Consider the following 23,720-nt stretch of genomic DNA (forward strand, 5'->3'; position numbering starts at 1 on the left):
TTGTCGTGCACAATCGGCTGTGTCAACACATGTGACACACGGCAGTGGCACGCTGATGGTGGTCGACGGCTGACGGGGGTGAGGCAGGGCGTGGCGGAGCGCTTACGGCTGGCGCAGGCCGACTCGGGCGAGCAGCCGTGGCGGGCCTGGGGGCCCTACCTGGCTGAGCGGGCGTGGGGCACGGTTCGCGAGGACTACAGCGAGCACGGCACCGCCTGGGACTACTTCCCGCACGACCATGCGCGCTCCCGGGCCTACCGGTGGAACGACGACGGCATGGCCGGGGTCTGTGACGAGCGGCAGACGTTCTGCTTCGCGCTCGCCCTGTGGAACGGGCAGGACCCGATCCTCAAGGAGCGCATGTTCGGCCTCGGCGGCGACGGCGGCAACCACGGCGAGGACGCCAAGGAGTACTGGTGGTATCAGGACTCCACGCCCACCCACTCGTGGATGAGCTGGCGCTACCACTATCCGCAAGACCCTTTCCCGTACGACGAACTGGTGCGCGTCAACGGGCAGCGCTCCCGCGCCGAGGCCGAGTACGAACTGGTCGACACCGGGGTCTTCGACGACGACCGCTTCTGGGTGGTGACCGTCGACTACGCCAAGGCCTCCCCCCGCGACCTGTGCGTCGCCGTCACCGTCGCCAACCGCGGCCCCGACGAGGCCACCCTGCACGTGCTGCCGACGCTCTGGTTCCGCAACACCTGGTCGTGGGGCCTGCCCAACCGTCCCGTGCCCAGCCTGACCGGGCGCCCGGGCCGCCTCGCCGGCGCCCACCGCACGCTCGGCCACCTGGTGCTCGAAGGGGAGGGCGAGGCCGCCGCGCTGCTGTGCGACAACGAGACCAACGCGCAGCGGCTGTGGGGCCAGCCCGGCAAGAGCTTGTTCCCCAAGGACGGGATCAACGACCACGTCGTCGCGGGGGCACCGACGGTCAACCCGGCCGGGGTGGGCACCAAGGGCGCGCTGCATTACGTGCTCACGCTCGGGCCGGGGGAGAGCCGGACCATCCGGCTGCGCCTGACCCAGGACGACGACCCGATCGACGGCCTCGACCTGGGCGACGACTGGGCGTACGTCATGCGCGGCCGCAAAGCCGAGGCCGACGACTACTTCGCCGAGGTGATCCCGGCCGGGGCCTCGCCCGAGGAGGCCACCGTGGCCCGCCAGGGCATCGCCGGGCTGATGTGGGGCAAGCAGTTCTACCACTTCGACGTGAAGCAGTGGCTCACCGGCGACCCCGGCTCGGCCCCGCCGCCCCCGGGCCGGCGCTACGGGCGCAACAACGCCTGGTGGCACATGAACAGCTTCGACGTCATCTCGATGCCCGACCCGTGGGAGTACCCCTGGTACGCCGCCTGGGATCTGGCGTTCCACTGTGTCTCGATCGCCCGGGTCGACCCGTCCTTCGCCAAGTCCCAGCTGCTGTTGCTGCTCCGCGAGTGGTACATGCACCCCAACGGTCAGATTCCCGCGTACGAGTGGGCCTTCGGGGACGTGAATCCGCCGGTGCACGCCTGGGCGGCGCTGCGCGTGTTCGAGATCGACGGCGGGCGCGACCACGACTTCCTGGGCCGCGTCATGCACAAGCTGCTGCTCAACTTCACCTGGTGGGTCAACCGCAAGGACGTGGGCGGCAACAACGTGTTCGAGGGCGGCTTCCTCGGGCTCGACAACGTGGGCCCGTTCGACCGGTCGGCGGCGCTGCCGGTCGCCGGTGTGCTGGAGCAGTCCGACGGCACGGGCTGGATGGCGATGTACGCGCTCAACCTGCTCGACATGGCGATCCGGCTCGCGCTGCACGACCGCACCTACGAGGACATGGCGACGAAGTTCTTCGAGCACTTCGCGTACATCGCCGAGGCGGCCTACCGGCAGGGCCTGTGGGACGACGAGGACTGCTTCTTCTACGACCAGCTGCGCCTGCCCGACGGGCACAAGCTGCCGCTCAAGGTGCGCTCGATCGTCGGGCTGCTGCCGCTGGCCGCCACCACCCGGCTGACCAAGACGACCCTCGACCGGCTGCCCGAGCTTCACGCCCGGCTGCGGTGGCTGCAGGCGTCGCAGGGGGAGTACGCCGACGTGATCAGCGCCCGCCGGCTGTCGGCCCAGGGTGTCCAGCAGCGCCTGCTGGCCATGGTCGGGCAGGACCAGCTGCTGCGGATCCTGGCCCGCATGCTCGACCCGGAGGAGTTCCTCTCGGCGTACGGGATCCGGACCTTGTCCCGCAGTCACCTGGAGAAACCGTTCACCGTCTCGCTGGGCGGGTCGGACTTCACGGTCGGCTATGAGCCCGCCGAGAGCACGAGCGGGCTGTTCGGCGGCAACTCGAACTGGCGCGGCCCGGTCTGGATGCCGGTCAACTACCTGCTCATCGAGGCCCTGCGGGAGTACGCGGACTTCTTCGGCGACGACATGAAGGCCGAGTACCCGACCGGCTCGCAACGCAAGATGCCGCTGGCCGACGTGGCCGACGACATCTCGCGCCGCCTGATCTCCCTCTTCCTGCCCGGCCCGGACGGCCGGCGCCCCATCTACGGCGCCAGCGAGATCCTGCAGTCCCACCCCGACTGGAAGGACCTGATCGTCTTCCCCGAGTACTTCCACGGCGACAACGGCGCCGGCCTCGGGGCCTGGCACCAGACCGGCTGGACCGCCCTGGTCGTCGACCTGATCCTCACCCTGCGCCGCTGACGAAGCTCTCGCCCAGCAGCGCCCGCAGGGCTGCCCCGTGGGCCCGGAGAGCCTCCCGGCCCCCGGCGGTGAGCGCCACGGTGGCGCGGCGGCCGTTCCGGTGCAACTCGACGTAGCCGGCCTCCTGCAGCGTGCCGATCTGCTTGCTGAGCGCCGAGTCGCTGAGCCCGGTGGCCTCGCGCAGATAGCCGAACTCGACGTGGACGGCCGGCGCGAGCAGCGACACGATGGTCAGCCGCACCGGCGCGTGCAGCAGCTCGTTGAAGCCCGGCGGATGCAGCGAGCTCATGCCGGCCGCCGCCGGGTGGCCGCCGCCTGCGTACGCCCCATGGCCGCCACCCACACCGCGCCGGCCGCCAGGCCGCTGATCGTGCCGGCGACGGGGACGTCGAGCAGGCGCAGAATCGTGCCGATGACGATCCCCGTGCCGACCACCGCGACCCCGAAGAGCAGGATCGGCGCCAACCGGAGACTCGACATCCGCAGGCGGATGCCGGTGGAGCGCTCCAGTGCCCAGGCCAGCGACAGGACCGCCACGAAGCCGGCGGCCGTCATCACCGTCGACGCCGGCCGGGTCACGTCGGAGCCGGCCCAGGCGAGGGCCAGCGCAGCCGCGCCGCCATAGGTGAACCAGGCCGGGATGTGCAGAGGGCCGCCCCGGTCGAGCGTCTCCTGCCGGCGCTTCTCGATCTCGGCCAGAGCGTTCGAGGCCTCGTCGATGTCCATGTGCTGCCTCCCGGAGAGAAGTCCAACTGTTTCCATGGAGGAAACTATCAGAACTCTTTCCGTGACGGCAACAGTCGGCCGCGGGTTTCTCGCGCCGGCCGCCGGGGTACACACAGGACATCAGTAAATCGTTACGGGGAAAGGGAATCCGATGACTCAGGTGACGACCCGCCGCAGTGGCAGCATGACCGGTGCCCGCGTGTGCACGATCATCGCGTTCGTTTTCGCCGCCGTGGCGGTCTTCTTCGTCCCGGTGGTCTTCGGGCTGGCCGCGGTGGTGCTCGGCCTGGTCGGTGGGTTCCTCGGTGACCGCCCGCTCGGCTGGTACGCCGCCGCGGCCGGTGTCGCCGGTGGTGTGCTCGGCGTCCTGCTGGGCACGCTGGTGGTCAACGCCGCGAGCTGACCCGCAGTCTGCTTCCCGCGCCGGGGATTCCACCCTCCCGGGCGCGGGAAGTTCGCTGTCTACACCCGCGACGGGAACGACAGGCGGATGCGCGCGCCGGTCAGCGGCTCGGTCCGCCGCGAGGTCGTGACCGCCGCGGGAACGGTGGGGCAGACCGGGCACTCGCGGGTCACGCCGCAGCGGCCGCAGAACTCGTTGGTCTTCTTGAAACACACGAAGCCGGTCAGGAAGCCGGCCAGCAGGGCGGCCCCGACGGCGATGCCGAGAATCATGAGACTCTCCCTCCGCGCTTTGTTGTCAAACGAGCTTCGGAGCCGGTGGGTTCATAGGATCGGTGCATGGATTTCGGAGTTGGATACTTCCCCACCCATGACGGATTGCGGCCCGGCGAGATCGCCCGGCGGGCCGAGGAGCGCGGCCACAGCGCGCTGTTCTTCGCCGAGCACACCCACATCCCGGCGAGCCGGGAGAGTCCCTGGCCCGGTGGGGCCCAGCTGCCGCAGAAGTACTGGCACACGTATGACCTGTTCGTGGCGCTGACGGCGGCCGCCGAGGCGACCAGCCGGCTGCGCATCGGCAGCGGTGTGTGCCTGGTGACCGAGCGCGACCCGATCACCACGGCCAAGGAGGTCGCGAGCGTCGACCACCTCAGCGGCGGGCGGTTCGAGTTCGGCGTCGGCCTGGGGTGGAACCGCGAGGAGATGCGCAACCACGGCACCGACCCGCGCCGGCGGGTGCCGATCATGACCGAGCGGCTCCGGGCCATGCGCGAGATCTGGACGCACGACGAGGCCAGCTTCCACGGCGAGTACGTCGACTTCGACCGGATCTGGTCGTATCCCAAGCCGGCCCAGCGCCCGCACCCGCCGATCCTGATCGGTGGTGGCGGGCCGACGGTCCTCGACCGGGTGCTCGACCACGGCGACGGCTGGTTCCCGCAGTGGCACGACGAGAACGTGTTCGACCGGATCGCCGAGCTGCGCGCCCGGGCCGACCGCTACCTGCAGGTGCAGATGCTCAGCGTGCCGGCCGACCCGAAGGCGCTGGAGCGGTGCGAGCGGGCCGGCGTCGAGCGGGTCTCGGTGTGGCTGCCGTCCGGGCCGTGGAGCGTCGTCGAGCCGGCGCTGGAGAAGTGGGAGGCGGCCATCGGCGAGCTGACCGGGCGGTGACCCCGGCCCAGCGGTTCGCCTCGGTGCCGGTGGCGCGGCTGGCCACGGTCGGCGCGGACGGCGCCCCGCACCTGGTGCCGATCGTCTTCGCGCTGGTCGGCGAGGACGTGATCGTGTCGGCGGTGGACGGGAAGCCGAAGCGCACGCGGGCGTTGCGGCGGCTGGCCAACATCGCGGGCGAGCCGCGGGTGAGCGTGCTGGCCGACCACTACGAGCCGGACTGGTCGCGGTTGTGGTGGGTGCGCGCCGACGGGGTGGCGCGCGTCCGCCCGGCGTACCCGGAAGGTCTCGAAGCCCTGGTGGAGCGCTATCCGCAGTATCGGGCGACGCCGCCCGCCGGGCCGTTCGTCGAGATCACCGTCGAGCGGTGGGCGACCTGGGTCAGCTGATCGGCGGGCGGCCGGCCTGGGTGACGGCGTGGAGCTTGTCGGGATTGGCGACGTTGTAGATGCCGAGGATGCGGCCGTCGGCGGCGAAGTCGAAGGACAGGGTGGAGATCACCCGGTCCGGCCCGCTGAAGACCAGCCCGGGGCCGCCGTTCAGATCGACCAGCTCGACCCGCATGTCGGCCGGGGCGACACCCTCGTACGGGACCTGACTGACCCCGGCCATCCACGCCGCCACCCGCTGCGCCCCGATCACCGGGCGGCGCGCGTGGCGGACCTTGCCGCCGCCGTCGGTCCACAGCGTGACGTCGGGTGCGAGCACCTCGAGCAGGCCGTTGAGGTCGCCGCCGGACGCCGCGGCCAGGAACCGCTCGGTGACGTCGCGCTGGCGCCGGCGGTCGGCCGGGAAGCGGGGCCGCCGGGCCCGCACGTGCTCACGGGCCCGGTGGGCGGCCTGGCGGACGGCCGGTTCGGTGCGCTCGACGGCCGTCGCGATCTCGGGGTACGGGAAGTCGAAGATCTCCCGGAGGACGAACACCGCCCGCTCGAGCGGGCTCAGCGTCTCGAGCACCACGAGCATCGCCACCGACACGTCGTCCGCGTCGACCTCACCGGCGGTCACGATCGGCTCGGGCAGCCACGGGCCGACATACGTCTCGCGCCGGCGCCGGGCCGCCCCGAACTGGTCCATCGCCTGGTGGGTGACCATGCGGGCCAGGTACGCCTTGGGGTCGGCGACCCGCGAGCGGTCGGCCGCCGACCACTTCAGCCAGGTGTCCTGCACCGCGTCCTCGGCGTCGCCGGCCGAGCCCAGGATGCGGTAGGCGATGGCGAACAACAGGCGGCGGTGCTCCTCGAAGACGGTCATCGCGTGTACCGGCCGCCGTGCGGCCACCACGAGGCCAGCCCGGGAACCGTCAGCATCCGGGCGTAGGCCGGCCAGGGCGAGGCGCTCACGGTCTCCTTGTACCAGACGGCGGCCCGGCCGGTCAGGTACGCGCGGCGCGGGCTGTCGTCGGGCCGGGTGAACTGGACGACCGCGTCGGCCCGGCCCAGGCTGACCGGACGGTGGTAGTAGCCGAAGCGGAACGGCCGGGCCGGCCGGCCGTCGAGTTCCCGGGCGACGGAGACGGCGGCGTGCACCCCGGTCGGCATGCCGCTCTGGCAGGTGCCGTGCAGCAGGCCGAAGCCCTGGCGGATCGCGGCCGCGTCGCCGACGGCACGAACGTACGGGTGGGAGACGGAACGCAGGGCCGGGTCGGTGACGATGCGGCCGCGCTCGTCGACGGTCAGCCCGGCCGCCGCGGCCAGCGGGGAGACCCGGGTGCCGGCTGTCCAGAGCACCACGTCGGCCGGCACCGGCTCGCCGCCGGCCAGCTCGACGCCGCCCGGCCGGACCTTGCCGATCTCGGCGGCCTGGACGGTGATCCCGAGCCGGTTCAGCGCCGCGGTCAGGTAGTCCTGGGCTTTCGGGGTCATCCCGGAACCGGGTTTGTCGCGGCCCAGCAACCGGACGGTGAGGCGGGGGTGCCGCTCGGCGATCTCGGTGGCCGCCTCGACCCCGGTGAGACCGCTGCCGGCGACGAGCACGCTGCCGCCGCCGTCTCTCAGGGTGTGGAGCCGGGCGGCCAGCGCCTCGGCCTCGCGGAAGCCGTCGAGCGTGTAGGCGTGCTCGGCCGCACCGGGCACCGAGGCAGTGTCGGCCGCACTGCCCAGCGCATAGATGAGCTTGTCGAAGCGCAGCTCGCGCCCGTCGTCCAGGTGGACGGTCCGTGCGCCGGCGTCGACCGCGGTCACCCAGCCGCACACGAGCTCGACGCCCGTGCCGGCCAGCAGATCGGGCAGGCGCAGGTCGGCGGTGGGCCGGCCGGCGCCGGTGGAGTGCAGGCGGAGCCGCTCGGTGAACCGCTCCCCGGCGTTGACCAGGGTCAGGCGTACGTCGTCCCGGCGCCGCACGCGAGCGGCCAGATTGGTCGCCGCGCACAGGCCCGCGTAGCCCGCCCCGAGGATGAGAACGTCAGTCATGCCCGCGGGACGGAAGCAACCCGGTCAGCTGTGACCGGTAGTGACCCGGGTCACTAGTCGGTCAGATCGCGGCGGACGGCCCAGGCCGAGATCGCCAGCGCGAGTGCCACATAGCCGGCGAAGAGCAACAGGCCCTGGGGGTTGCCGCCGGCCGCGCTCATGAAGGTCGTGAAGGGCAGCGGCTGCTGGAACCGGAAGGCCAGTCCCTCGGCGAAGACGAACCAGGTGCCGTAGCCGATGAACAGCGCCACCGGACGCCGGATCACGGTCGCACCGGCCACCCCGAAGATCGCGAGCAGCGGCGTCGCCGCCATGGTGCCGGCGAACTGCTCGAACTCCCCGGCGATGATCGTCGTGATGCCGCTCAGCACCGCGACCACCAGACCGAGCAGGATGGCGCACAGGCACTGCGCGGCCAGGGCCCGCAGCCGGCGCGGCTGGCCGAGGAAGAGCAGCACGGCCGTCCGGTGCTGATAGTGCTGCGACGAGATGACGACCGCGATGCCGAACACGCCCAGCGCCACGAAGAGCGACCAGAACTCGACGCTGAACAGCGCGAAAGACATGCCGAGCAGGATTGCCGCCCCCATCGACACCCAGCTCGACGGAATAGTCAGCGTGCGGTGCAGCTCGCTGCGCAGGACGGCGATCATGCGGCCCCCGCCTGTCCTTCGGCCCCGGCCAGATCCAGGAAGGTCTGCTCCAGGCTGGGCACCACGGCGGTGAGCTCGTAGATCGCGATGCCGAGACGCAGCGCGATCTCGCCCGCGTCCTCGGCGCCGAGCCCGGACACGAACAGGACCGGCCCGTCGGCCGAGACGGCCGCGCCGGTCTGCTCGAACGCCTGCCGGAGCGGGACCGGGTCGCGGCCGCGCACCCGCAGATGCCCGGCCTGATCGCCGGCGATCGCGGCCAGCGGCGCGGCCAGCCGGACCTGGCCGCCCGCGATGATCACCACGTCGTCGATCAGCAGTTCCAGCTCGGAGAGCAGATGGCTGGAGATGAGCACGGTGCCGCCGGAGTCGGCGTGCTCGCGCAGCAGGCCGCGCAGCCAGGCCATGCCGGACGGGTCGAGGCCGTTGGCCGGCTCGTCCAGCACCAGCACGGACGGCCGGCCCAGCAGCGCCGTGGCGACGGCCAGCCGCTGCCGCATGCCCAGCGAGTAGTCGCCGGCGCGCTGGCTCGCGGCGTCGGCCAGACCGACGTACTCGAGAAGGTCCTCGACCCGCTCGCGACCGGCCCCGCAGAGCAGCGACTGGGTGCGCAGGTGACCCCGGCCGGTCTGGCCGGGATGCATGAGGCCCTGCTCCAGCACCGCGCCGACCTGCCGCAACGGGTGGGTGAGGTCGCGGTAGCGCTGCCCGTTGACCAGCGCCTGGCCGGCCGTGGGGCGGGTGAGACCGAGCAGCATCCGCAGCGTCGTGGTCTTGCCCGAGCCGTTCGACCCCAGGAAACCGGTGACCCGGCCCGGGGCGGCGGTGAAGGTCACGTCCCGGGCGGCGTCGGTCCGGCCGTACCGCTTCGTCAATCCCTGGGCTTCGATCATTGCCGGGAAGTATGGCGGCCCGCGTCAAGAGCTCAGCCTTGTTGGGTACGGATGCTCACGCGCGCGGGCCGGGGCCGGCACCAGGATCGGGGACATGACGTATCCCTGCCCGCACTGCTCGGCCCCGGCCTCACCGGAGACCGGGTGCCCGTCCTGCGGGCGCGGTCCCGACCCGGACGCGATCGAGGTGGTCCGGGCCGATGCCGAGATCGCCGAGCTCAACCAGCGGCTGCGCGAGGTGTGGGCCCGGCGGCAGGCCGCGGCGGCGCGGGTGCAGGCCGCGCTGGGCTCGCCGGCGCCGGAGGTCTCGTCCCGGACGGCGCAGAACGTCCTCTTCCTTCTCGGCGGCCTGCTGCTCGGCGTCGCGGCGATCGTCTTCGCCGCGGTCGCCTGGGCCCAGTTCGGCGTCGGTGGCCGGGCCCTCGTGCTGCTCACCTTCACCGGTGTCGCGCTCGCCGTGCCGTTCGCCGCGCTGCGGCGCGGTCTCACCGCCACGGCCGAGACGTTCGCTGCCGTGGGCCTGCTTCTCACGCTGCTGGACGGGTACGCGGCCTGGCACGTGAACTTGTTCGGCGTCGCGGCCACCGACGGCTGGGGATACGCGGGCGCCGTCTTCGCCCTGACCGCCGCCGTGGCCGCCGGTTACGAGCACGTCACCGGCCTGACCGGCCCCCGCTATGCCGCGCTGGTCGTGGCCCACCCGGTGATCCCGCTGCTCGTGGCCACCGTGATGCCCGGCCCGACCGGCTGGGCGCTGGCCTTCGCCGGGGTCGCCGCCCTCGACGTGGCCGTGCTGACCCGGCTGCGGGGCGGCCTGCGCCGGGCCGCCGCCTCGATCGGGGGCCTGGCCGTCCTGGTGGCCGCCGGCTTCGCGCTGATCGGGCTCTTCTCGACCGGTGACCCGGGGGACGCCGCCGCGGCCGGTGGTGCCCTGCTCGTAGTGGCCGGGGTGCTGCTCGCCTGCTCGCTGGTGCCCCGGCCGGTCTCCTCGGGGCTGCTGCTGGTGGCCGTGGGCGTCGCCGCGAGCCGGGTCGCCCACCTGCTGATCCACGGCGACGCCCTGCTGACCGTGGCGGTCGTCGCGCTCGTCCTCGCGGTGGTGGGCCGCTTCTACGGCCGATTCGGTGCCCTCGCGGTGGCCGCGGCCCCCGGCGTGCTCGCCGTCGCGCTGGCCATGGGAGCCGGGGTGCTGTCGCTGCGCACCACACGCGTCGGGCCGTTCGACGTGGAGTGGCCGGCTCCGGTCGGATCCCTGGGGGCCGGCTGGGAGCTGCCGGTCGTGGTCGTGGTGCTGGGCACCGCGCTGGTGCTGCTGGTCCCGGCCGGGTGGCGCCGGGGGACCGGGCTCGGCGCGGCGGCGGTGCTGGCCCTGACTGTGCCGGCCGGGCTCGGGCTGCCCTGGTGGACCGCCCTGGTCCTCGACGTCGCCCTGGTGGCGGCTGGTCGCGTACTCGGGAAGGGGCGATCGAGCTGGGTGGCTTATGGCCCGGCGCTGGCCGTCGCACTCGTGCCCCACCTGGTGCTGATCTTCATCGAGGATGGCGAACATCTGCGACGGTTGCTGCTCGGAGTGGCCTGTGTGGCGATCGTGGCCACCGGGGTGCTGGTCCGGCTGCGGGCGCCGGTGGTGCTCGGTGGTGGAGTGCTCGTCGTGCTGGCTCTGGACGAGATCGCCGAGCTCTGGGATCTGATCCCGCGGTGGATCCCGCTCGCGGTGGCCGGCCTGGTGCTGGTGGTGCTGGCGACGACCCTGGAGCGCCGACGCCGCGACCTCAACCGGTTCCGAACCGCCTTGCAACGCATGAGCTGACCGGGACCTTTCAGCAAATGCATCCGTGTGCCGATCAGGAGGGCTCACCCACCCCCCTGAGTGATCGGAGCACGGATGTCGGCCAAGCGCATGCAAGCGTGCTTCGGCGCCTGGATTCTCGCTTTGACAGTCGTGTTCTACGCGCTTCCGGAGTACAGCATGTACTCGTGGGCGACGATCGGCTTGTCGGGCGCGGCCGCGGTGCTGGCCGGGGTGCGCGTGCACCGCCCGGCCAAGCGCCTGCCCTGGTACCTGTTGTCGGCGGTGCTGGTCAGCTTCACGTTCGGCGACACGACATACAACGTCCTGACCGACTTCCTGCACCTCGCCAACCCGTTCCCGTCCCTGGCCGACGGCTTCTACCTGCTCGTCTATCCGATGCTGGCCGGGGCGCTGCTGATCTTCATCCGGGCCCGCTCGGGGGCCGGCAACCGCGCCGCCCTGCTCGACGCGCTGGTGCCGACCGCCGGTCTGGGCCTGCTCTCCTGGGTCTTCCTCATCTCGCCGTACCTGCGCGACGCTGGTCTCGGCTTCGTCGAGAAGGCCGTCTCGGTCGGCTACCCGCTGGGCGACGTGCTCGCGCTGGCCATGCTGGCCCGCCTGCTGACCGCGGGCGGCCGCAAGCCGGTCGCGCTGCACGTGCTGGTCGCGGGGGTCGGCAGCCTGCTGATCACCGACGTCCTCTACGGCCTGCGCCAGCTCGACGGCACGTGGGCGGTGGGCGGGCCGGTCGACGCCGGCTGGGTGCTCTTCTACACCGCCACCGCGCTGTCGGCCCTGCACCCGTCGATGCGCGATCTGACCATGAGCGAGCGGACCTCGCAGAACATCGCCGGCGGCCGCCGCCTGGCCCTGATGTCCTTCGCCTCGCTGATCGCCCCGTTCGTGCTCCTCATCCAATACCTGGGCGACGGCGTCACCGATGCCCCGATGATCGCCACCGCCTCCGGCGTCATGTTCCTGCTCGTGATGGCCCGGGTGGCCGGGCTCATGCAGTCCCAGCGCGACACCGTGGCCCGCGAGCGCACCCTGCGCATCACCGGGGCCGACCTGGTCGCGGCGAGCAGCGTCGACGAGGCGGGCGCGGCCATCACCCGGGCGGTGAGCTCGCTCGTGCCGGCCGGCGAGGTCCACAGCTGGGTCATGCGAGGCTCCGACGCCGAACCGGACGCGATCACCGGACTGATGCGCACGGCCCGGGTACGCGTGGCCGACCTGCCGCCGGACGTCGCGGGCGAGCTCGGTGACTTCGAGTGGGCGCTGCTGGCCGAGGCGGTCTCGGCCGGGCACACGTCGACCGGACCACTGCGCCAGAACCGGGTCTATCTGGCCGCCGCGTACGAGGTGCTGACCGCACTGGAGTCGTCCTTCGAGGCGCTCATGGCCCAGGCCACCATGGCCGTCGAGCGGATCACCCTGACCGACGAGGTGAACCGGCGCAGCAGCGAGGACTACTTCCGCGCGCTGATCCAGAGCGCCTCCGACGTGATCCTGATCGTCGGCGACGACGAGATCATCCGGTACGCCAGCCCGTCGGCGCTGCCCGTCTTCGGCCGCACCGACCTGATCGGCATGCCGCTGGGGCGCCTGATCGCCGGCACCGACCACGGCGACCTGCGCGACCTGCTCACCCAGGTGCGCGCCGGCCGCGGCCCGCGGGACGGTGTCGACCTGACCGCGATCTCCGGCGACGACCTGCTGCTGCAGGTCGAGTGCACCTGCCGCGACCTGCGGAGCGACCCGGCCGTGAACGGCCTCGTGGTCACGATCCGCGACGTCACCGAGCGCCGCCGGCTCGAGAACGACCTGGCCCACCAGGCCTACCACGACGCGCTGACCGGGCTGGCCAACCGTGCCCTGTTCCAGAACCGGCTGGAGAGCGCGGCCTCCTACGCCGCCGTCCGCCGGTACGAGGTGGGCGTGCTCTTCGTCGACCTGGACGACTTCAAGGAGGTCAACGACAGTCTCGGGCACGCCGCCGGCGACCAGTTGCTGACCATCGTGGGCCGCCGCATCACCGACGTGGCCGGCCCGCTGACCACCGTGGCCCGCACCGGCGGCGACGAGTTCGCCGTGCTGATCGAGCAGGTCGGCGACGCCGGCGAGGCCGAGCGGGTGGCGATGCGGATCGTCGCCGCGCTGGCCGAGCCGATCGAGGTCGTCGACGCCACCGGGGCCACCCACCAGATCCACGGCGCGGCCAGCGTCGGCGTCGCCACCAGCGCCGAGGCGGCCGGCATCAGCGAGCTGCTGCGCCGGGCCGACGTGGCGATGTACGGCGCCAAGACCGACGGCAAGAACACGTGGCAGCGCTACCAGGACGAGATGCACGACGCGATGCTGCGCCGGCTCGAGATGCGCTCGGCGCTCAACGACGCGGTGGCCGGCGGCCAGATGCGCCTGCGGTTCCAGCCGATCATCGACCTGCCCACCGGCGACGTGGCCGGGCTGGAGGCGCTGGTGCGCTGGCAGCACCCGGTGCGCGGCCTGCTCGGCCCGAACGAGTTCATCGAGCTCTCCGAGGAGAACGGCTCGGTCGTCGCGATCGGTGGCTGGGTGCTGCGCGAGGCGCTGCGGGCCTTCGGCGAGTGGCGCCGGAGTGAGGCGGGGCGTGGCCTGCGGTACGTCAGCGTCAACGTCTCGGCCCGTCAATTCCGTACGCCGGGCTTTGTCGACGAGGTGCGCGAGGTGCTGGCCGAGACCGGCGCCGACCCGCGGTCGCTGCTCCTGGAGGTCACCGAGAGCCTGGTGCTGCACGACGCCGACCAGGTCTGGCACGACCTGCGCGAGCTGCGCGCCATGGGCATCCGGATCGCCATCGACGACTTCGGCACCGGCTACTCGTCGCTCAGCTATCTCAGCAACATGCCGGTCGACGTTCTCAAGATCGACAAGTCGTTCATCGACGACATCCTCGACAACCCGCAGCAGCTGGCGCTGGTCGAAACCATCGTCAGCCTCGCCCGCACGCTCGACCTGGCCGTCGTGGCCGAGGGCATCGAGCTCGACGGGCACCGCTCGGCCCTGACCGAGATGGGCTGCTCGTACGGGCAGGGCTACCTGTTCTCCAAACCGGTCACCTCCGACGAATTCCTGGAGTACCTGCACACGCGGCACTCCGCTCTCTCCCACTGAAAGGTCCCTTCATGAACGACGCTCCCCTCGCCGGCTCCGGTCTCGAGTTCGTCAAGCGCGACGGACGCTGGGCCGACCTGGAGCGGTTGCGCAGCGGCAACCCGATGTACGACGCCACGATCGAGGAGATCAAGGGCCGGCGCATCCGGGTCGGCGACCACTGGCTGGCCGACTTCGCCTCCTGCAACTACCTCGGCTTCGACCTCGAGCCCGAGATCATGGACGCGATCGCCCCCGAGGTCGCCCGCTGGGGCACCCACCCGAGCTGGTCGCGCCTGCTCGGCAACCCGTCGCTCTACCCGCAGATCGAGGAGAAGCTGACCGCTCTGCTCGACGCGCCCGACACCCTGGTGCTGCCGACGATCACGCACATCCACATGTCGGTGCTGCCGATCCTGGCCGGCAAGGGCATGATCTTCCTCGACTCGCAGGCCCACAAGACCATCTACGACGGCAGCATGGTGGCCCGCGGTTTCGGCGCGACGGTGCAGCGGTTCCGGGCCAACGACCACGAGCACCTGCGGGAGCTGCTGGCGGCGGCCCCGGGCGGGATCTCCAAGATCGTGGCGATGGACGGCGTGAACAGCATGACCGGCAACGCGCCCGACCTGAAGGCGTTCGCCGCCGTCGCCCGCGAGTTCGGGGCGCTGCTCTACGTCGACGACGCCCACGGCTTCGGCGTGATCGGCGAGCGGGGGGTCAACGAGAAATCCCCGTACGGCCTCAAGGGCAACGCCATCGTCAAGTACAGCGGCGAGACCTACGACAACGTGGTGCTCGTCGGCGGCTTCTCCAAGTCGTACTCGTCGCTGCTGGCCTTCCTGGCCCTGCCGACCTGGCTGAAGAACCACCTCAAGGTCTCGGCCGCGCCCTACCTCTACTCGGGTCCCGCGCCGACGGCGTCGCTGGCCACCGTCAACGCCGGCCTCGACCTCAACGAGAAGCGCGGCGACGACATCCGCGCCGACCTCCACCGCAAGACCATGAAGGTGCTCGACCACGTGCGCGGCCTCGGTGTCTACACGCCGAACACCGGCAGCACCCCGGTGATCGAGCTGCCGCTGGCCGAGGGCGAGGACATCGACGCCGTCGGCAAGCTGCTCTGGGACCGCGGCATCTATGTGACGCTGGCCGCCTACCCGCTGGTGCCGCGTGACCAGGTGGGCTTCCGGGCCCAGGTCACCGCCGCGAACTCCGACCAGGAGCTCGACGAGCTGAACGCCGTCATCACCGAGCTGAACACGGCCGGCAAGCTGCGGCGTGACTCATCGTTCGGCAGCGGCTCATCGTTCGGCAGCGGCTCGTCGGTCGGCAGCTCCGCGCAGTGAGGCTCGCCGGTCCGCTCGCGCCGCTGCGCAACCGCCAGTTCCGGCTCCTGTGGACCGGGATGAGCGCCTCGCTGGTGGGCGACGGGGTCCTCCTCGTCGCCCTGGCGTGGCAGGTCTACGACCTCTACGGGACGCCCGCCGCCATGTCGGCGGTGGGCGTCGCCCTCTCCCTGCCCCAGGTGGCCACCCTGCTGTTCGGCGGGGTGGTCAGCGACCGCCTCGACCCGCGCAAGGTCATGCTGGCGTCCGACCTGCTCCGGCTGGCCACGATGAGCACCCTCGCGGTGCTGACCCTGACCGGGGCGCTGACCTCGCTCTGGCCGATCCTGATCATCGCGGCGCTGCACGGCGCGGCGGCCGGGTTCTTCGGGCCGGCCTTCGACGCGACAGTGCCCAAGGTGGTGCCGGCCGATGAGCTGGTCGCGGCGAACTCCCTGGACCAGTTCGTGCGACCGGCCGGGATGCAGATCTTCGGGCCCATGCTGGCCGGCGCGGTCATCGCGGTCGGCGGGGCCGGGTGGGCGTTCGCGGTCAACGCGGCGACGTTCGCCGTGTCCGTGGCCTGTCTGCTGGCGATGAGCCGCATCCCGCTCACTGATTCCCCGGCCGACTCCTCCTCCGAGTCGATCTGGCAGGAGATGCGGGCCGGACTGAGCTACGTCCGCAAGCACGTGTGGCTGTGGGGGACGTTCCTGTCGGCCACGTTCACCTATCTGCTGTTTGTGGGACCGACCGAGGTCCTGCTGCCGTACGTGGTGAAACACGAACTCGGCGGCAGCGCGTCGGCCCTGGCCCTGGTGCTGACCTCGGGCGGGCTGGGGGCGATCGCGGCTGCTCTGGCGGTCGGCTGGTTCGGCATCCCGCGGCGGTTCATGACTTACACGTACGGGGTGTGGGCGGTCGCCACGCTCGCGGTGGCCGGCTACGGCGCGGCCAGCCACACCTGGCAGCTGGCGGTGGCCTGCGTGCTGGTCAACGGTCTGGAAGCGGCCGGGACGGTGGCCTGGGCGACCACGAAGCAGCGGTTCGTCCCCGACCGGATGCTGGGCCGGGTGTCGAGCGTGGACTGGTTTGTCTCGACCGCGTTGCTGCCGCTCTCGTACGCCCTGGCCGCGCCGGTCGCGGCCTGGATCGGGGTGCGCGAGACCCTGATCGGCGCCGGCCTGCTGGGCGCGGTCGTGACGTTCGGCTTCCTGTTCCTGCCCGGCATGCGCCGGCCGGAGCGGGAGCTGGCCTACATCGAGCAGCCGTCGACCGATGTTCCTGCCGGCACCGATCTTCCCGCCAGCATCGATGTTCCCGCTGACACCGATGTTCCAGCTGACACCGATGTTCCCGTCGGCTCTGGCGTTCCTGTCGGCACCGATGTTCCTGTCGGCACCGATGTTCCCCCCGGCACCGCTGTTCCCGCCGGCACTCATGTTCCCCTTCCCGCCGTCGACCGAGAGGTGGTGTCCGCATGAGCTCACCGAGAGGTGGTGTCCGCATGAGCTCACCGAGCGGTGGTGTCCGCATGAGCTCACCGGGCGTCGGTTCCGGCGTGAGCGACGGACCGGCACAGGCCGTACGTGATCTCAGCGCGGCCTTCGCGGCCCGCGACCTGAACGCGGCGCTGGCCTGCTTCGCTCCCGGCGACGACGTCGGTTATGCCGGCTCGGAGCGGGCCGAGACGGCGGTGGGCCGCGTCGCCCTGACGGCTCTGCTCGGCGACGTCTTTCTCCGGCCTGAGGCGTACACGTGGCAGGTGCGCGAGACGACCGTCCACATCGATGGGTCGCGGGCCTACGTCTTCGCGGAGGCGGACGGCGTCGCGCGCGCCGACGCCGGCGGTGAGGAGAACTTCCCCTACCGGGTGTCGGGCCTGGTGGAGCAGGTCGGCGGCCGCTGGCTCTGGCGTCACTGCCAGGGCAGCGAACCGTCGGCCTGAGGCCCGCACCCGCAGGGGCGGGGATGGGGAAACGGCCGGCCGGTGGGGCTCTCACCGGCCGGCCGCCCGCGTGGTCACAGCCGGGTGGGCGGCCCGCGTGGTATCAGCCGGGGCGGCCCGTGTGGTTACAGCCGGGTGGGCGGCCCGCGTGGTCGCAGCCAGGTGGGCCGGCCGTGTGGTTACAGCCGGGTGGGCGGCCCGCGTGGTCGCAGCCAGGTGGGCCGCTCGGGTCGCGCCGCCTTCATGTGTGCCTTTCGATCGTGTGCTCACAGCATCTTCTCGATCAGGTCGGCCGCTCGGGTGGCACCGCCTTCACGGCGTACCTGCTCTTTGAGGGCTTGGCAGCGGGTGAGCACCGCGGGGTCGGTGGTGAGGCCGAGCAGGTGATCGCGCAGCTCGTCGGCGGTCACCGTGGCCGAGTCGATGACGCGGGCCACGCCCAGGGCGGCCAGCTGCTCGGCGTTGGTGAACTGGTCGGCGGCCTGCGGAGCGGCGATCATCGGGGTGCCGCACCAGAGGCCCTCGCTGCTGCCGCCCATGCCGGCGTGGGTCAGGAAGGCGTCGGCCTGCTCGAGGACGGCCACCTGGGGCACCCAGGGGTGGAACTCGACCGAGCCGGGGATGTCGCCCAGCTCGGCCGGGTCGACGGTGCGGCCGATCTGGAGCACGGTGTGCCAGCCGGGCAGCGAGCCGAACGCCGCCACGCAACGCCGGTAGAAATCGGGGTGGTCGGTGAAGGCCGAGCCCAGCGACACGAGCAGCACCTTTTCGGCGGTCGCGGGGCGCGTCCAGGAGATCGCGTGGGTCTCGGACCCGGACTGGCTCGGCTCCGACGCCACCGGCGGACTGGGTTTGCTGCTGACCGCGGGGTGGTCGCCGAGGATCGGGCCGACGAAGTCGTAGACGGCCGGGTCGACGCGGTGGGCGTTCGGCTGCAGGGCGCGGGGGATCAGCGCGAGGCAGCGGCCGGGGCGGCCTTGGAAGGACATGCTGTCGGTGGTGGACGAGTCGTTGGCGGCCAGCCATGTGGAGAAGCGGCGGTAGTAGGCGGCGCCGCGGGGATCGGCCCGCATCTGCTCGATCATCGGGGCCATCTCCTGCTCGTAGCCGTCCCAGGCCACGAAGGTGGGGGAGAGCTGCGTGGCCGGGATGCCCCACTGCTCGCCGAGCAGCCGGGCCGGTGCGCCCGCGATGTCGTACAGGAAAAGGTCGGGACGATCCTCGGCGTAGGCGTCACGGAGCTGCGGGAGCATGGCGATCGCGTCGTCGAGGAACATCGTGAGCTGGTCGATGGGGTCGAGAGTCCCATGCGTGCCGGCCGGGGGCAGAGTCGACCGGTACGGCTTGAGCTCGGCACCGGCAGCGGTGACGGTCCCGGCGAAGGACGGGTCGTTGGCGTAGGTGACCCGGTGTCCCCGGCGCACCAGCTCGCGCACGATCTCCAGACTCGGGTTCACGTGGCCGTGGAACGGGATGCTGACCATGGCGATATGGGGCACGGCGTTCTCCTCCTGGCGGGTTCGATAGACGAGACGCTACGTCTCGTCTCGTAATCCGTCAAGACGAGCCGTAGCGTCTCGTTGTTGGCTAGGATGCGAGGGTGCCCGATCTGACCCGCCGCAACGAGCAGTCCCGCCGCGCGATCCTCGACGCCGCCCTCGGATTGCTGGGCGACACCGGATACGCCAAGGTGACGATCGAGGCGATCGCGGCGCGGGCCGGCGTGGGCAAGCAGACGATCTATCGCTGGTGGCCGGGCAAGGGCGCGGTGATCCTGGACGCCCTCGTCGAGAACGCCACCGCGGTCACCCTGCCCGACAGCGGCGACCTCGAGGCCGACCTGCGGCTCGTCGTGCGGGCCACGGTCGCCGAGTTCGCCGATCCGCGGCTGTCCGCGACCACCCGGGCGCTGACCGCGGAGACCCTGGCCGACGACGAGCTGGCCGGTCAGGTGCGGGACCGGCTGCTGCGGCCGCAACTCGATGCCGTACGGGATCGTCTCCGAGCCGCCCGCGGAGCCGGCCAGATCCGGGCCGGTGCCGACCTCGACCAGGCGGTCGAGCTGATCTTCGGACCGATTTTCCATCGGTGGCTGCTGCGCACCGGCCCGCTCACCGACGGGTACGCCGACGGGCTCGTCGATCATGTGCTGGCCGCGATCCGGCCCTGACTGGCAGGGTGGGCGCATGCGACTTTCGATCTGGCCCGGAGCCGGGCAGAGTTTCGCCGGGGTGCTCGAAACGGCCCGGCACGCCGAGACGACCGGATGGGACGGCGTCTGGTTCGCCGACCACTTCATGCCGAACGTGCAGCCGGGGGAGGACGACACCTGGCCGGTGCTCGAGTGCGGGTCGGTGGTGGCGGCGCTGGCCGCGGCGGTGCCCCGGGTGCGGATCGGCACGCTCGTCTACGGCATGACCTACCGCCATCCGGCCGTGCTGGCCAACATGGCGGCGACCGTCGACCAGATCAGCGGCGGGCGGTTCGTCTTCGGTGTCGGCGCGGGCTGGCAGGTCAACGAGCACGAGCAGTACGGGATCGAGCTGCCCTCGCTGAAGCAGCGCATCGACCGGTTTGAGGAGGCGCTGCTGGTGCTGCGCGGGCTGCTGAACGAGCCGCGGACCACCGTGAACGGCAAGTATTACCGGGTGACCGACGCGGTCTGCGAGCCCAAACCGGTGCAGCGGCCGATGCCGTTGATGATCGGTGCCAAGGGGGAGAAGCGGATGCTGCGGGTCGTCGCCGAGCACGCCGACGAGTGGAACTGCTGGGGGCGGCCTGAGCTGGTGGCACACAAGTCGGCGGTCCTCGACGAGCACTGCGCGGCCGTGGGGCGGAACCCGGGGTCGATCGCGCGGACCGCTCAGGCGCTCACGGTGGTGGAGGGGGCGCTGCCCGAGGGCGGCGGATCTCCGGTCATCGGCGGGTCGCCCGGCAAGCTCGCCGAGGACGTGGCCGCCTATCGTGAGCTCGGCCTCGACGAGCTGATCATCCCGGACGCCCTGCTCGGCACGGGTGCGGACCGCCTCCGGGCGATGGACGTGATCCGCGGGATCGTCTGAGCCGGGCGACCGGGGCGGCTCCACTCAGACCAAGCCGGCGTCGTGGATGAGCACGGCGGCCTGCGAGCGATTGTTCATGGCCAGCTTGCCCAGGACGCGGGAGACGTGGCCCTTCACCGTCGAGACGCCCATGCCCAGCGCGGCGCCGATCTCCGCGTTCGACCAGCCGTGCCCGAGCCCGATCGCCACCTCCCGCTCCCGGTCGGTCAGCTTGCCCAGTTGCTCGCGCGCCCAGACCCGGCGTGACCGCCCGCCCGACGCGGCGACGAAGCCGACCACGGCCCCGACCACCTGGGGCGACAAGATGCTCTCGCCGGACGCCACCCGCAGGACGGCCGCGATGAGATCCTCCGGAGGAGTGTCTTTCAGCAGGAAACCGGTGGCGCCACCCCGGATCGCTTCGAGCACGTAGTCGTCCACATTGAAGGTGGTCAGGATGATGACCTGCGGAGCTTGCGGCCTGGCCCGGATGAGCCGGGTGGCCTCCACCCCGTCCATCCGCGGCATCCGGACGTCCATCAGCACCACATCAGGCCAGTGCGCGTCCACCGCCGTGATCGCCTCGGCCCCGTTCCCGGCTTCCCCGACCACCTCGATGTCGGTGCGCCCGCCGAGCATGAACCGCAGCGCGGTGCGGATCATCGGCTCGTCGTCCACCACCAGCAGCCGGATGGGCCGCGCCCGGCCCGGGGTCACTCCTGCCATGGCAAGAACGCCTCCAGCCGGAAGCGGTCGCCGTCGGCACCGTACTGGACCCGGCCCCCGACCAGCGCCACCCGCTCGTCGACGCCGATCAGGCCGGTGCGGGAGCCCGGCAGCTCATCGTCGGCCGGGGAGTCGTGCGGGCCGATCAACGAGTTGTCGACCAGGATGCGCAGGTCGCGATCGCCGCCGCCGTCCAGCATCACCCTGACCTCAGCTCCGGGGGCGTGTTTGCGCGCGTTCGTCAGCGCCTCCTGCACCACCCGATAGGCCGTCCGGCCCAGCTCCCGCGAGGGCGAGGCGCGCGGCGCCACCCAGACGAACTCGAAGTTCATCCCCGCCGTGCGTGCTCCGTCCAGCAGATCGGGCAGGTCCCAGAACACCGGCTGCGGTGGCTCGGGCATAGCCCGTCGTAAGCGCTCGTAGAGATCCCTGGCGGGGGAGTCCTCGTATTCCACCGGCTCCTCGCCGGCCATCAGCGTCTCGGGGTGTGGGCCGGCGTCGGGTTGACGCAGGACGCCGATCACCGAGCGCAGTTCCTCCAGGGCCTCGTGGGAGCTGAGGCGGATCGTGCGGGCGGCCGCCGCTATCTCGTCGGGGTGGGCGTCGGCGCGGACCTCCAGCGCGCCGGCGTGCAGGCTCACCATCGACATGCGGTGAGCCAGCACGTCGTGCATCTCGCGGGCTATGCGGGCGCGCTCGGTGAGACGGGCCTGCTCCATCCGTAGTTGCTGCTGAGCCCGCGCGGTGGTCGCCTCGACCCGCAGCGACGACGTCAGATGCCGGTAGGCCTGAAGGAACAGGCCCCAGCCGATCGCGGCCAGCGCGGTCACCGATCGCAGGAGCAGGTCGACCCAGAGCTGGAACGGCGGGTCGTGCTGCAGCGCGAAATAGACGACGCCCGTGCCGACATGCGCAGCCGCGAGGCCGAGCATGAGGACCGCCCGGTGCCGGACGGCGACGGTGAACAGGGCCATCAGGATCGGGCCGGTCGCCATGACCGAGATGACCCCGAACGGCAGGAGGGCCAGGCACAAGCCGAGCGGGTGGCGCCGGCGGAGGAACAGGGCCAGAGCGCACCCGACGCCGATCGCCACGTCGGCCGGCCACGGGATGGCCGCATGGGCCGAGGTCGCGTCGCCCAGCGGAACCATGATGGCGCCGTAGGCCAGCGCGATCAGCACGGCGATGACGTCAGCCGTCCGGTCGCGCAGCACCGCATGCCGGCTGCCCGGCGGACCGGGCACCAGCAAGGCGAACAGAAGCGACGACATGAGCGCAGCCTACGAGGCGGGGAAGTGGCTGAGGACCTACCAAAGTACTGGGTCCACCCCCGACCGATGGCGGCTGTGCTCGGCGGCGCCAGCCGCGATCCTCGTCGGCATGACTTTCCTTCCGGTGTTTCTCTGGGGCCTGGCCGCCGCTCTCTGGGGTGCGGTCGCGGGGTGGTGGACACCGCGGGGCCCGCTCACCATCACGCAGGCGCTCTGCTCGGTCGCGGTCAGCTTCGCGGTCGGGTGGGCCGCCGGTCGCGGCGGCCGGTCCCGTCTGGTGTGGCTGGTCGTCCCGGCCTTCTTCGTCGTGGCGATCGAGCTCGCCCGCCTCGGTGTGGCGGGCCCGTCCACCGGGCCGCCCCACGCGAGCCTGTTCGGCCTGATCGCGCTGGTCACCGGTCGGGGCGTGCAGGCCGTGCTGACGCTGCTGCCACTTTTGCTCGGTCTCGCCGTCGGCCGTGGCGTCCGTCGCCGGCTCAGCCGGGTGCTGGTCGCCCTCCCCGCCGCCGGTCTGCTGCTTCTGACCGCGGTCATCGCGGTGCCGGCCCGCACCGCCCCGATCGACGGCGGCGTCGCCGAGCTGACCAGGGTCGGCGGGCTCGGTGTGATGATCCGCGGAGCGCGGCCCGGCCTGCCGGTGCTGCTGTTCGTCCCGGGCGCTCCGGGTGGCTCCGAGCTGGGTAACGTCCGCACCCGTCTGGCCGCCGTCGAGCAGCGGTTCGTCATGGCCACTCTCGACCGGCGTGGTGGTGGCTCGTCCTACCCGGCGCTCGACCCGGCCTCGCGCGCGACGCCCGACCGGATGGTCGACGACATCCTCGAGGTGGCCGACTACCTGCGGGGCCGGTTCCGTCAGGACAAGATCTACCTGCTCGGCCACTCGGGTGGCTCGATCCTGTCCGTGCTGGCCGTGCAGCGCCATCCGGAGAAGTTCGCGGCGTACATCGGCACGGGCCAGGGTGTCGATCTGCCGGAGAGCGACCGGATCTTCTACGACGACATCCTGGCCTGGGCCCGGTCCACCGGCCGCGACGAGGTCGTCCGGCAGCTGACCGAGCAGGGCCCACCTCCGTATCCCACCTTCTGGGGCTACGAGCCGATCGTGACCTACGAGAACGAGGCGTACGGCCAGCAGCCGCTCGCCCTCGGGCTGGGCGTCCGGGAATACACGCTGCTCCAGAAGGTGCATGTGCTGAACGCGATCATCGACACCTGGAGCGTCCTCTACCCCCGAATGCAAGGCATCGATCTGCGTCGTGACGCGCCGAGGCTGTCGGTGCCCACCTGGTTCGTCATGGGCGCCAACGAGATGCGGGGGCTGCGAGTGGTCTTCGACGATTGGTACGGCGAGCTGCGGGCACCGAGCAAGAAGCTGATCGTCGTGCCCGATGCCGGTCACCCGGTCCTCTTCGAGCAGCCCGGGCCATTCGTCGAGGTGCTTGACGATGTTCTCGCCGGATGAGTGCTCGTCGTCCGGCCCGGAGCCACGCTGCTGCGCGCCGGGCGTTGGGGGCCGGTGGCCCAAGCGGA

22 protein-coding genes are annotated in these 23,720 nt (G+C 71.7%); 12 read left to right on the forward strand and 10 right to left on the reverse strand.

The window, feature by feature from the left end; genetic code table 11:
• Positions 1 to 90: 90 nt before the first annotated feature.
• Positions 91 to 2,697 carry an MGH1-like glycoside hydrolase domain-containing protein gene (locus tag NAG42_RS14195; protein WP_250030698.1) on the forward strand — a complete coding sequence of 869 codons (2,607 nt, stop codon included), beginning with the start codon at positions 91 to 93 and terminating at the stop codon, positions 2,695 to 2,697.
• On the opposite strand, the gene NAG42_RS14200 is transcribed toward NAG42_RS14195, so the two are convergent.
• Together NAG42_RS14200 and NAG42_RS14205 are read right to left on the reverse strand one after the other, a co-directional pair.
• Positions 2,681 to 2,986: a transcriptional regulator gene (locus tag NAG42_RS14200; protein ID WP_250030699.1), complete on the reverse strand. Its 306-nt coding sequence runs from the start codon at positions 2,984 to 2,986 to the stop codon at positions 2,681 to 2,683. The two genes, NAG42_RS14195 and NAG42_RS14200, sit on opposite strands and share 17 nt — an antisense overlap.
• Positions 2,983 to 3,423 carry a hypothetical protein gene (locus tag NAG42_RS14205; RefSeq protein WP_250030700.1) on the reverse strand — a complete coding sequence of 147 codons (441 nt, stop codon included), beginning with the start codon at positions 3,421 to 3,423 and terminating at the stop codon, positions 2,983 to 2,985. The genes NAG42_RS14200 and NAG42_RS14205 overlap by 4 nt, the downstream gene beginning before the upstream one ends.
• 151 nt (positions 3,424 to 3,574) lie before the next feature.
• Here NAG42_RS14205 and NAG42_RS14210 point away from each other — a divergent pair, with 151 nt between their 5' ends.
• Positions 3,575 to 3,826 (forward strand): hypothetical protein, encoded by a 252-nt coding sequence (locus NAG42_RS14210; RefSeq protein WP_250030701.1) that lies wholly within the window; start codon positions 3,575 to 3,577, stop codon positions 3,824 to 3,826.
• Positions 3,827 to 3,885: 59 nt separating this feature from the next.
• Here NAG42_RS14210 and NAG42_RS14215 read toward each other — a convergent pair whose 3' ends face one another.
• A complete protein-coding gene (locus tag NAG42_RS14215) occupies positions 3,886 to 4,098 on the reverse strand; it encodes a hypothetical protein (RefSeq protein ID WP_250030702.1) in 213 nt (70 codons plus the stop codon).
• Between the two features lie 66 nt (positions 4,099 to 4,164).
• Between NAG42_RS14215 and NAG42_RS14220 the strand changes: the two genes are divergently transcribed.
• Both NAG42_RS14220 and NAG42_RS14225 read left to right on the forward strand, forming a co-directional pair.
• On the forward strand, positions 4,165 to 4,995 hold the full coding sequence (locus NAG42_RS14220) for an LLM class F420-dependent oxidoreductase (protein ID WP_250030703.1): 831 nt from the start codon (positions 4,165 to 4,167) through the stop codon (positions 4,993 to 4,995).
• The gene (locus NAG42_RS14225; RefSeq protein WP_250030704.1) at positions 4,992 to 5,384 is read left to right on the forward strand and encodes a TIGR03668 family PPOX class F420-dependent oxidoreductase; all 393 of its coding nucleotides are present in this window, start codon (positions 4,992 to 4,994) and stop codon (positions 5,382 to 5,384) included. Before NAG42_RS14220 ends, NAG42_RS14225 begins: the two co-directional genes overlap by 4 nt.
• Here NAG42_RS14225 and NAG42_RS14230 read toward each other — a convergent pair.
• The 4 genes from NAG42_RS14230 to NAG42_RS14245 are packed head-to-tail and all read right to left on the reverse strand — an operon-like array spanning position 5,377 to position 8,952.
• Entirely contained in the window at positions 5,377 to 6,249 is an 873-nt protein-coding gene (locus NAG42_RS14230; RefSeq protein WP_250030705.1) for an RNA polymerase sigma-70 factor, read from the reverse strand. The two genes, NAG42_RS14225 and NAG42_RS14230, sit on opposite strands and share 8 nt — an antisense overlap.
• Entirely contained in the window at positions 6,246 to 7,406 is a 1,161-nt protein-coding gene (locus NAG42_RS14235; protein WP_250030706.1) for an NAD(P)/FAD-dependent oxidoreductase, read from the reverse strand. The genes NAG42_RS14230 and NAG42_RS14235 overlap by 4 nt, the downstream gene beginning before the upstream one ends.
• Positions 7,407 to 7,459: 53 nt before the next feature.
• Positions 7,460 to 8,059 (reverse strand): hypothetical protein, encoded by a 600-nt coding sequence (locus NAG42_RS14240; RefSeq protein ID WP_250030707.1) that lies wholly within the window; start codon positions 8,057 to 8,059, stop codon positions 7,460 to 7,462.
• Entirely contained in the window at positions 8,056 to 8,952 is an 897-nt protein-coding gene (locus tag NAG42_RS14245) for an ATP-binding cassette domain-containing protein (protein WP_250030708.1), read from the reverse strand. Before NAG42_RS14245 ends, NAG42_RS14240 begins: the two co-directional genes overlap by 4 nt.
• A gap of 94 nt (positions 8,953 to 9,046) precedes the next feature.
• Between NAG42_RS14245 and NAG42_RS14250 the strand changes: the two genes are divergently transcribed.
• The 5 genes from NAG42_RS14250 to NAG42_RS14270 all read left to right on the forward strand — a co-directional run bounded on the left by NAG42_RS14250 (position 9,047) and on the right by NAG42_RS14270 (position 17,152).
• Positions 9,047 to 10,762: an SCO7613 C-terminal domain-containing membrane protein gene (locus NAG42_RS14250; protein ID WP_250030709.1), complete on the forward strand. Its 1,716-nt coding sequence runs from the start codon at positions 9,047 to 9,049 to the stop codon at positions 10,760 to 10,762.
• Between the two features lie 75 nt (positions 10,763 to 10,837).
• Positions 10,838 to 13,897, forward strand: coding sequence for a putative bifunctional diguanylate cyclase/phosphodiesterase (locus NAG42_RS14255; RefSeq protein WP_250030710.1), 3,060 nt, complete (start codon positions 10,838 to 10,840; stop codon positions 13,895 to 13,897).
• A gap of 11 nt (positions 13,898 to 13,908) precedes the next feature.
• Entirely contained in the window at positions 13,909 to 15,225 is a 1,317-nt protein-coding gene (locus NAG42_RS14260) for an aminotransferase class I/II-fold pyridoxal phosphate-dependent enzyme (RefSeq protein ID WP_250030711.1), read from the forward strand.
• Positions 15,222 to 16,688 carry an MFS transporter gene (locus tag NAG42_RS14265; protein ID WP_250030712.1) on the forward strand — a complete coding sequence of 489 codons (1,467 nt, stop codon included), beginning with the start codon at positions 15,222 to 15,224 and terminating at the stop codon, positions 16,686 to 16,688. Before NAG42_RS14260 ends, NAG42_RS14265 begins: the two co-directional genes overlap by 4 nt.
• Positions 16,689 to 16,711: 23 nt before the next feature.
• Complete coding sequence (locus NAG42_RS14270) at positions 16,712 to 17,152, forward strand: nuclear transport factor 2 family protein (protein WP_250030713.1); 441 nt, start codon at positions 16,712 to 16,714, stop codon at positions 17,150 to 17,152.
• A gap of 266 nt (positions 17,153 to 17,418) precedes the next feature.
• On the opposite strand, the gene NAG42_RS14275 is transcribed toward NAG42_RS14270, so the two are convergent.
• Positions 17,419 to 18,636 (reverse strand): nucleotide disphospho-sugar-binding domain-containing protein, encoded by a 1,218-nt coding sequence (locus NAG42_RS14275; protein WP_284045371.1) that lies wholly within the window; start codon positions 18,634 to 18,636, stop codon positions 17,419 to 17,421.
• Positions 18,637 to 18,752: 116 nt separating this feature from the next.
• Here NAG42_RS14275 and NAG42_RS14280 point away from each other — a divergent pair, with 116 nt between their 5' ends.
• Both NAG42_RS14280 and NAG42_RS14285 read left to right on the forward strand, forming a co-directional pair.
• Positions 18,753 to 19,322: a TetR/AcrR family transcriptional regulator gene (locus NAG42_RS14280; protein ID WP_250030715.1), complete on the forward strand. Its 570-nt coding sequence runs from the start codon at positions 18,753 to 18,755 to the stop codon at positions 19,320 to 19,322.
• Between the two features lie 16 nt (positions 19,323 to 19,338).
• Positions 19,339 to 20,214 (forward strand): TIGR03560 family F420-dependent LLM class oxidoreductase, encoded by an 876-nt coding sequence (locus NAG42_RS14285; protein WP_250030716.1) that lies wholly within the window; start codon positions 19,339 to 19,341, stop codon positions 20,212 to 20,214.
• A gap of 24 nt (positions 20,215 to 20,238) precedes the next feature.
• Here NAG42_RS14285 and NAG42_RS14290 read toward each other — a convergent pair whose 3' ends face one another.
• Both NAG42_RS14290 and NAG42_RS14295 read right to left on the reverse strand, forming a co-directional pair.
• Positions 20,239 to 20,919 carry a response regulator transcription factor gene (locus tag NAG42_RS14290; protein WP_250030717.1) on the reverse strand — a complete coding sequence of 227 codons (681 nt, stop codon included), beginning with the start codon at positions 20,917 to 20,919 and terminating at the stop codon, positions 20,239 to 20,241.
• Entirely contained in the window at positions 20,907 to 22,190 is a 1,284-nt protein-coding gene (locus tag NAG42_RS14295; RefSeq protein ID WP_250030718.1) for a sensor histidine kinase, read from the reverse strand. The genes NAG42_RS14290 and NAG42_RS14295 overlap by 13 nt, the downstream gene beginning before the upstream one ends.
• Positions 22,191 to 22,299: 109 nt before the next feature.
• Between NAG42_RS14295 and NAG42_RS14300 the strand changes: the two genes are divergently transcribed.
• Positions 22,300 to 23,652, forward strand: coding sequence for an alpha/beta fold hydrolase (locus NAG42_RS14300; protein ID WP_250030719.1), 1,353 nt, complete (start codon positions 22,300 to 22,302; stop codon positions 23,650 to 23,652).
• The last annotated feature ends 68 nt before the right edge of the window (positions 23,653 to 23,720 follow it).

The sequence above is a fragment of the Paractinoplanes maris genome (genome assembly GCF_023544465.1).
Classification (GTDB): domain Bacteria; phylum Actinomycetota; class Actinomycetes; order Mycobacteriales; family Micromonosporaceae; genus Actinoplanes; species Actinoplanes maris.

Excerpts from the sequence above, each read along its gene's own strand:
- NAG42_RS14220 (WP_250030703.1), top strand. The coding sequence starts at position 4,165 with ATGGATTTCGGAGTTGGATACTTCCCCACCCATGACGGATTGCGGCCC.
- NAG42_RS14200 (WP_250030699.1), bottom strand. The coding sequence starts at position 2,986 with ATGAGCTCGCTGCATCCGCCGGGCTTCAACGAGCTGCTGCACGCGCCG.
- NAG42_RS14240 (WP_250030707.1), bottom strand. The coding sequence starts at position 8,059 with ATGATCGCCGTCCTGCGCAGCGAGCTGCACCGCACGCTGACTATTCCG.
- NAG42_RS14295 (WP_250030718.1), bottom strand. The coding sequence starts at position 22,190 with ATGTCGTCGCTTCTGTTCGCCTTGCTGGTGCCCGGTCCGCCGGGCAGC.
- NAG42_RS14285 (WP_250030716.1), top strand. The coding sequence starts at position 19,339 with ATGCGACTTTCGATCTGGCCCGGAGCCGGGCAGAGTTTCGCCGGGGTG.
- NAG42_RS14215 (WP_250030702.1), bottom strand. The coding sequence starts at position 4,098 with ATGATTCTCGGCATCGCCGTCGGGGCCGCCCTGCTGGCCGGCTTCCTG.
- NAG42_RS14230 (WP_250030705.1), bottom strand. The coding sequence starts at position 6,249 with ATGACCGTCTTCGAGGAGCACCGCCGCCTGTTGTTCGCCATCGCCTAC.
- NAG42_RS14290 (WP_250030717.1), bottom strand. The coding sequence starts at position 20,919 with ATGGCAGGAGTGACCCCGGGCCGGGCGCGGCCCATCCGGCTGCTGGTG.
- NAG42_RS14300 (WP_250030719.1), top strand. The coding sequence starts at position 22,300 with ATGACTTTCCTTCCGGTGTTTCTCTGGGGCCTGGCCGCCGCTCTCTGG.
- NAG42_RS14275 (WP_284045371.1), bottom strand. The coding sequence starts at position 18,636 with ATGGTCAGCATCCCGTTCCACGGCCACGTGAACCCGAGTCTGGAGATC.
- NAG42_RS14205 (WP_250030700.1), bottom strand. The coding sequence starts at position 3,423 with ATGGACATCGACGAGGCCTCGAACGCTCTGGCCGAGATCGAGAAGCGC.
- NAG42_RS14250 (WP_250030709.1), top strand. The coding sequence starts at position 9,047 with ATGACGTATCCCTGCCCGCACTGCTCGGCCCCGGCCTCACCGGAGACC.
- NAG42_RS14270 (WP_250030713.1), top strand. The coding sequence starts at position 16,712 with ATGAGCTCACCGAGCGGTGGTGTCCGCATGAGCTCACCGGGCGTCGGT.
- NAG42_RS14260 (WP_250030711.1), top strand. The coding sequence starts at position 13,909 with ATGAACGACGCTCCCCTCGCCGGCTCCGGTCTCGAGTTCGTCAAGCGC.
- NAG42_RS14255 (WP_250030710.1), top strand. The coding sequence starts at position 10,838 with ATGTCGGCCAAGCGCATGCAAGCGTGCTTCGGCGCCTGGATTCTCGCT.
- NAG42_RS14235 (WP_250030706.1), bottom strand. The coding sequence starts at position 7,406 with ATGACTGACGTTCTCATCCTCGGGGCGGGCTACGCGGGCCTGTGCGCG.
- NAG42_RS14245 (WP_250030708.1), bottom strand. The coding sequence starts at position 8,952 with ATGATCGAAGCCCAGGGATTGACGAAGCGGTACGGCCGGACCGACGCC.
- NAG42_RS14210 (WP_250030701.1), top strand. The coding sequence starts at position 3,575 with ATGACTCAGGTGACGACCCGCCGCAGTGGCAGCATGACCGGTGCCCGC.